The organism is Zhongshania sp., from assembly GCF_041623545.1.
In the GTDB taxonomy this organism is placed as follows: Bacteria; Pseudomonadota; Gammaproteobacteria; order Pseudomonadales; family Spongiibacteraceae; genus Spongiibacter.
In genome coordinates this window covers 1-6,476 of the sequence record NZ_JBFJWS010000181.1, presented here as the reverse complement: position 1 = coordinate 6,476, position 6,476 = coordinate 1, and the positions used below count along the sequence as shown (strand labels likewise).

Genomic DNA, 6,476 nt, shown 5'->3' with positions numbered 1-6,476 from the left:
GTCAACATCGGCGTGTGCACACTGCCGTGGGGTTGATGGCAGTTACTGCAGTTTTCTTGAACTGGCGGATGTTCCCATAAAAAGGGGCCTCGCTTTTCCGCGTGGCATTGAAAACAGGTTTCGTTTACTGAGCCTTTACCTAGCATTGCCTCTGACGGGCTGCCGTGGGGGTTGTGGCAGCTAGAGCAGGTCATCAGGTTGTCAACGAGGGGGTGGGCGCTAGTCTTGTGGATTTGCGCGCGCTTGTCTTTGTGGCAGTTAAAGCACACCTCCTTTTGAGTTTCCTTAAAAAGTACCGGATCCGGAGATGTGTGGACCTGATGGCAGTTGGTGCAGGAAACATCGGCAAATTGGTGCTGGCTGCCGTCCCAGTGACTGCGGGCGCTGTTTTCATGGCAGCCTAAGCAGGTTTTGTTTTGAACGTCGACCGGGGTTGCATCACCGTTAAAGGTGACCGTGGGCTTGGCAGGTTTGCCATTAACATACTTGCTGAGGTGTTGAGCGCTAGGCCCGTGGCAGCTTTGGCAGCCCTGCTTGTTCATTGGGCTATCGGGGTGGCCTTTTTGGCCGTGGGGCGTCGTTAAGATACCTGCCGCTGGCTTCATTCCCGTTGCGCCGTGACAGCCTAGGCAGACCTGTGGATCCCCCGGTGCATAGCCGGCGGTATTTTGCGCGGGTGGTGCCGCTAGTGCCGTTGAGGTAATGAGTAACAGTAGCAGTGACGTAAGCCATTGTTTGACCATAGGGATACACCTGTCTCCGGCTATTGAGTCTATTAAGACTAGCTCATTAACGGGAAATTGCTTGGTAATATGCTCGTTTTAGCGCATTGCAGGCTAAGTACTTACCCCTAGTGAAGTTCGCGTGTTTTATGACATTTGGGGCGCTACGACAGTAAATTGGTGACGACGGAGGCCAGTGCTAAGATGGCTTGCTTGCCATCGCCCTGAAAACTTGAGCCATGCATGGTGGCTAGGGTGCGCGGCTCCAGGTTCGCTAAGCGCTGCAACGTCGCCACGGTGTAGGGGGTAAAGGGCATGTCGTGGGCCAATGGGCCTAATAGACCTTCGCGCATTGCCACTTCGGCGCGGGTGCTAATGTCGTCGCGTGTCAGTGGTTCGGGGTCGCCGCCGTGAAAAAACAAATCCGAGCAGAACAGCGTCTTTGCCGTCTCGTCAAAAAAGAGGCCAGCATCCCAGCCATGGGGAACATGGGGGCAGGCTAAAAATCGAATTTGATGTCGGCCGGTATTCAATATTTCCCCGTCATCAAGCCCCCGCGCTTCACGACAGGCGAAATCGCTGAGATTGACCATCGCCGCGACTTGGCTACAAACCGCCTGGGCGTTCGGGGCAAGGCCTAATAGCGCATTCAGTGCGCCGCACTCATCGGCTTCAAAATGACTAAAGCCAATCCAGCGTAATTGGGCGGGATCCATCACCTCACTAATACCACTTAGGGTGTCGTCGAGCATGTTTTGGAAGCCCGTGTGGATAAGCAGTGGCTGCTCGTCATGAATAAGAAACTGGTTGAATTGAATGCCGAACTGGGGGTGAAAGGTCGATATCCGGAAGGTGTCCCGTGCAATTTCTGTCACTTGCGTTTCCATGTAACACACTCCTGTGCTGCCGATGAAAATGACTAAACTACCTTTCTCTAAATTAGCACGCTTAAGTCGCTTCTGCATGGGGAGTATTGCGCGACGCTTGCCACTAAAAAATCCAAGGCCCAGGGTGGCACGTACAATATCTCTGCCTCAATACGGTATCATTGTGTCAATCTTGGGGCCGTGTTAGTACGACGAAATATCAACCACGAGTATTATTGATGAAACTGATTATTTTTAGCGTTGCGACATTGTTTGTTGTGGCGTGCGCCGGCACTAAGCTAAAGGGAAGTAGCGATTACAGTTATGTGCAGGGTCTAAGCTACAAGACGGTCAATACCCAGTCCTTAGGCGGTGATTTGTATATACCTAATACCTCCGGTCTTAAGCCTGCTGTTGTGGTGGTGCACGGCGGTGGCTGGACTAATCGCAGTGGCGATATGGGTGGAATTAGTCGGCGGCTCGCAAAGGCTGGCTTTGTGGTTTTCAATATTACTTATCGTTTAGCGCCAGAGCATCGTCACCCAGCGCAAATTGAAGACGTCAGCGCCGCCTTGGAGTGGCTTTATAGTCACGCGGGTAAATACCAAATAGATCAACAACGTATTTCCGGTTGGGGTTACTCGGCGGGAGCCCATCTCATTTTAATGGCGGGCTTAAATAGGCAGCAACCGCCATACCTGAGTAGCATCGTTGCTGGCGGCACCCCGGCGGATCTCACTGCGTGGCCAAACTCGCCGCTCGTTTTGAAGCTTATTGGCGAGCCCATGAGTGAGGCCAAGGCGGCTTGGCAAAATGCATCGCCTGTCAATCATGTCTCTAGCAATTCGCCGCCGGTATTTTTATACCACGGTCAGTGGGACACCTTGGTCGAGATCGAACAAATGACAATGATGAAATCTGCTTTGGCAGAGAAAAATATTCCGGTAGAGAGCTATACCGTTAAATTTCTCGGTCATGTCGCTACCTATGCATTGGCTGGTGGCGCAGAGCAACGCGGTATTGAATTTACCAAAGCGCAGTTTAGCAACGCGCTTAAGAACTAAGCTCGCTGCGAGTTACTACAATTCATCAGCGCGGCGGGCCGCTGCTGTGTTTACTTTGCGATGTGCGGACCTTTTTGACCGGCTTCATTACTTCCTTCGCCCAATCTTTAAACTCATAGAGCAGGCCGCTGCCATTCTTGCCCTTGCCGGCACCGTCGACCGTTTTATACATGATCATTTTCTTGGCAGGATTACTGTGATTTGAAATGTCGATGACGCGTCGTACTGACCATGCTTGGCCTGCCGCACCATTGGTGTAAAGCCCGCCGATCACTATATTAAATTTCGCTTGGGATTCGCTGAGCATTAGCTCATCGGCTTTGTCGATGATGTATTTTATTTGCTCTGGCGCAATGTCGATAACCTCATCAAGTGACTCCATTGCCAATTGAATATGACGAACATGGATGTTTGAGGTTTCCGGGCTATACATGGATTTGTCGTACTTCATTAGGCTTGATGGGTAGCGGCGCCAATGAAATAAATTATTAAAAACGAAGGCGAAACTAAAAATAATCAAACAATTGATGAGTGTCGGGAATAGTAAAAAGCTAAATCCCAAATCGTGAACTGCATTACCCCCGACTACTGCGACCAAGGCAGTGGCGCCACCCGGCGGATGAATACAGCGCAATACGTGCATGGTTAATATCGCAAGGCCAACGGCGCAACCCGCTGCGATATAGATATTGTCGATGACTAAGGCGCAAATAACCCCAGCGCCGGCTGACAATATATTGCCGCCAAATAAGGGCCATGGCTGCGACAGGGTACCGTGGGGGACGGCCAACAGTAATACTGCAGATGCGCCCATGGAGGGTAATAGCGTCATCGCAAGTGTGTAATTGGTCAGCCAGTCAGTAACAAAAAACACGGCACAAATACTGAGCGCCGCGCCAATGCTAGCGATTATTTTTTCGTCTGCCGATGATCGCGCTTGAATACCGATAAATTGTTGCAAGGCCACTATTTTATTTCCACGGCTAAGCTACTGGCAGCACTAATCTGCTTTGGAAGGATGTCGGCGAGAGTGCGCTGACGCATGGTGTTCATAAATGCATTCGTTGCCTCAAAGAGCAGTCCCTTTAATTGGCAGCTAGCCGCGATTCTGCAGGGAGGGGTGTCGCAATTGACGGGCTTTAAGCTCGTTTCAAAATCTTCAATGACACTAGCGAGATTAATTGCAGCGGGTTGGACCGCCAAACGAATACCGCCGCCATGGCCGCGCACCGACGCTAGGTAGCCGAGTTTGGTTAATTTCACGACGACTTTGGCAATGTGGTTTTGCGATATGCCGTAGAACTCGCATATCGCTTTTATATTGGCGAGCTCGCCTTCGGGTAGCTGGCCGAGATAGAGCAAAATTCGAAAGGCAAAATCAGTCTGCTTAGTGAGCTGCATCTTGAGGTGTGTCCGAAGGGGTTTACCGGAATCAAAGGTGCATGTATGATACCTCTTTTAAAGATGCATTGAAAATGCATCTTTGGTTCTGCTGATTGAGGAATGAACGAGTGACTACACTATATGAGCGTATAGGCGGTGAGCCCGCGGTAGATAAAGCAGTTGATGTGTTTTATGAAAAGGTAATTGCCGATGACCGCATAGCGGGCTACTTCGAGAATCTTGACATGTTTGCCCAGGCTAAAAAGCAGAAGAAATTTCTAACCATGGTGTTTGGTGGGCCTAGTGAATATTCGGGTTTGGATATGCGTCAAGCGCATATCCATTTGGGCTTGGGCGAAGAGCATTTTAACGCCGTAGTAGAGAACTTGGCACTCACGCTAAAAGAGCTAGGTGTCACGCCCGAGGATATTGGCGAAGTTGCAAAAGTTGCTAACAGTGTTAAGGATGAAATATTGAACCGCTAAGATTAATACAATCCAGTGATATGTCCATTCAATGTGACTTATTGAGTGGCCATATCACTTCATTTACTTTTCAGCCAAAAACTCATGTAAGGCCGCAATAAACAGCTCAGGCTGGTCGTGGTGTATCCAATGCCCAGACTTGTCGAAGCTAAGTGTGCGATGGTTTTGAAAATGTGCTCCTCGGCCATCAGTAGCGGGGTTGCTAGTCCAGCTTTCTGGGCCCCAGCATAGCAGTGTTGGCGCGGTGATTTGCCGCCAGTATTCCGCCAAATCAATCTCGAAATCCTCCGGTAAGAAATTTCCTGTGGCGGGGTCGTATTTCCAGCCAAAGCCATCGCTGTATTCACGCACGCCATAGCGGGTGAGGTACTCCGCTTGTTCCGCGGAGAGGTGAGCATTGGCTTTGGCCATGCGTGCGGTGGCCTCGGCTAAGTTCGCGAAGCGGCGCGGGGGTCGCGTTGCCAAGTACTTTTGTTTCTCCAGCCAGGCTCTGCTGCGGCTAACAACGCCTTCATTGTTCCATTGTTCAATAACATTGGCAGATGGTCCCATGGCATCCACTAGTACTAATTTGTTCACGCGCTGAGGGTATAGCGCGGTATAGCGGGCGCTGGGATTGCCGCCCAAGGAGTGAGCGACGATAGTAACCTGCGCGGCGCCGAGGGCATCGATAAGATTAGCGAAATCTAATAGTAAAAGTGGATTGTGATAGAGGCCTTCTGCTGACCACTGGCTATCACCATGACCGCGTAAATCCACGGCAATCACATGCCAGTCTTTGCACATATGGCGCGCAATGTGATCCCAGCTGCGGGCGTGGTCGTGCATACCATGGACGAATATCAATAGCGGCGCCTCGGCGTTGCCCCAGTCAAGGTAATGAAGCTTTAAGCCTTGCGATACAAAGTGTTTAGAGGCGGGTTCTCGTGGTTCGGTCATGTTTGCTCCGAGCGTAAACGGCACTGATTCAGCCGGCTATATTGATAGTTAAAGTTATTGGCCCAAGGATTATAAGTAAATCTGCGTTAGTTTTCTTGATTAATTCCCGCCGTTTGTAGAATGTAAGCGGTAATAAATTGTTATGCTGGGTTCGGCTCCGCGGATAGCAGGGTCGTTACGACGCGGTAAATTGAATGCTCATTGCAGTTATATACAGGTGACCTATATTGCTTATACCTGACTGCGGTTTAGCTTGCAGTCCAATTGATGGATGAATTTGATTATGTTGGGACTGTGGCAGCGCTCTATGCCATTAATTATACGAAAAGTTGCCGCGATATTTGCGGTATTGCTAGTGTCGCAGTCATACGCCGCTACAGCGCCTAAGCCGGTCAGTGTTTGGACCTTCTCTATTTATGGCGCCGAGATTACTGAAAACTATTTGCGGCCCTTTTTTGAAGATATTTTTCAGGCTGTTGGGCGTAGCTATGATGTCGTTTACGGTAGTGATGTAAGCCGCCTTAGCTCCGAGTGCACCTTAAATAAATACGATATTGTGTTTGGTAGCTACAACCTCGAAATGCAAGACTTTGAGCGGGTCTGCGGTTATCGCGTGGTTGCCCTAACTGATCAGGATATTCATATTTATATTCACTCGAATACGTCGCCTAACAATGTGCGCTCTCTGGCGCTTGTTCAGGGAGTTCGCGCTGGAGATGTGCAAATATTCGGAAATAAGGAATTAGTCTATTATTCAGACCATGTACAGGCTGTTTTGGCGATGTACCGTGGTGACGTTGACGGTGTGGTTAGTAGTGAGACTGGCGTTAAGCGTCTTCTCCCAAGTCTTAGTAAACAACTAAAAGTGGTATTTACATTCAAAGAAAAGGGCCACGCTGTGGCGCTTTTTTCTCCCCATTATTTTGCTAGTGACGAGGGACAGCGATTTCGCGCCTTGCTGTTAGAGAACAGGCCGAAAAGTGTTGAGATATTTGTTGAAGGTATTGGCTTGGGGCC

8 protein-coding genes are annotated in these 6,476 nt (G+C 49.9%); 3 read left to right on the top strand and 5 right to left on the bottom strand.

The genetic code is table 11. The annotated features are described in order from the left end of the window. On the bottom strand, window positions 1-743 hold a 743-nt coding region (locus tag ABYT30_RS13810), incomplete at its 3' end, for a DmsE family decaheme c-type cytochrome (RefSeq protein WP_373097041.1). 143 nt (window positions 744-886) lie between these two features. Continuing rightward, window positions 887-1,609: an MBL fold metallo-hydrolase gene (locus ABYT30_RS13805; protein ID WP_373079574.1), complete on the bottom strand. Its 723-nt coding sequence runs from the start codon at window positions 1,607-1,609 to the stop codon at window positions 887-889. A gap of 218 nt (window positions 1,610-1,827) precedes the next feature. Here ABYT30_RS13805 and ABYT30_RS13800 point away from each other — a divergent pair, with 218 nt between their 5' ends. Beyond that, window positions 1,828-2,652, top strand: coding sequence for an alpha/beta hydrolase fold domain-containing protein (locus ABYT30_RS13800; RefSeq protein ID WP_373097038.1), 825 nt, complete (start codon window positions 1,828-1,830; stop codon window positions 2,650-2,652). 25 nt (window positions 2,653-2,677) lie between these two features. Here ABYT30_RS13800 and ABYT30_RS13795 read toward each other — a convergent pair whose 3' ends face one another. Together ABYT30_RS13795 and ABYT30_RS13790 are read right to left on the bottom strand one after the other, a co-directional pair. Next, a complete protein-coding gene (locus ABYT30_RS13795) occupies window positions 2,678-3,619 on the bottom strand; it encodes an HPP family protein (protein WP_373079578.1) in 942 nt (313 codons plus the stop codon). After that, window positions 3,619-4,053, bottom strand: coding sequence for an Rrf2 family transcriptional regulator (locus tag ABYT30_RS13790; protein WP_373079580.1), 435 nt, complete (start codon window positions 4,051-4,053; stop codon window positions 3,619-3,621). Before ABYT30_RS13790 ends, ABYT30_RS13795 begins: the two co-directional genes overlap by 1 nt. 110 nt (window positions 4,054-4,163) lie before the next feature. Here ABYT30_RS13790 and ABYT30_RS13785 point away from each other — a divergent pair, with 110 nt between their 5' ends. Next, entirely contained in the window at window positions 4,164-4,520 is a 357-nt protein-coding gene (locus ABYT30_RS13785; RefSeq protein ID WP_373079582.1) for a group 1 truncated hemoglobin, read from the top strand. Window positions 4,521-4,583: 63 nt separating this feature from the next. Here the strand turns inward: ABYT30_RS13785 and ABYT30_RS13780 are convergent, their stop codons facing one another. Next, on the bottom strand, window positions 4,584-5,459 hold the full coding sequence (locus tag ABYT30_RS13780) for an alpha/beta fold hydrolase (RefSeq protein ID WP_373079584.1): 876 nt from the start codon (window positions 5,457-5,459) through the stop codon (window positions 4,584-4,586). Window positions 5,460-5,766: 307 nt separating this feature from the next. On the opposite strand from ABYT30_RS13780, the gene ABYT30_RS13775 reads away from it, so the two are divergent. Then, a partial coding sequence (locus ABYT30_RS13775; protein ID WP_373097036.1) for a hypothetical protein occupies window positions 5,767-6,476 on the top strand: 710 nt, incomplete at its 3' end.

What these genes read in the sequence shown, in the direction of transcription:
- ABYT30_RS13790 (WP_373079580.1), bottom strand. Translation starts at nt 4,053, where the DNA reads ATGCAGCTCACTAAGCAGACTGATTTTGCCTTTCGAATTTTGCTCTAT.
- ABYT30_RS13800 (WP_373097038.1), top strand. Translation starts at nt 1,828, where the DNA reads ATGAAACTGATTATTTTTAGCGTTGCGACATTGTTTGTTGTGGCGTGC.
- ABYT30_RS13780 (WP_373079584.1), bottom strand. Translation starts at nt 5,459, where the DNA reads ATGACCGAACCACGAGAACCCGCCTCTAAACACTTTGTATCGCAAGGC.
- ABYT30_RS13805 (WP_373079574.1), bottom strand. Translation starts at nt 1,609, where the DNA reads ATGGAAACGCAAGTGACAGAAATTGCACGGGACACCTTCCGGATATCG.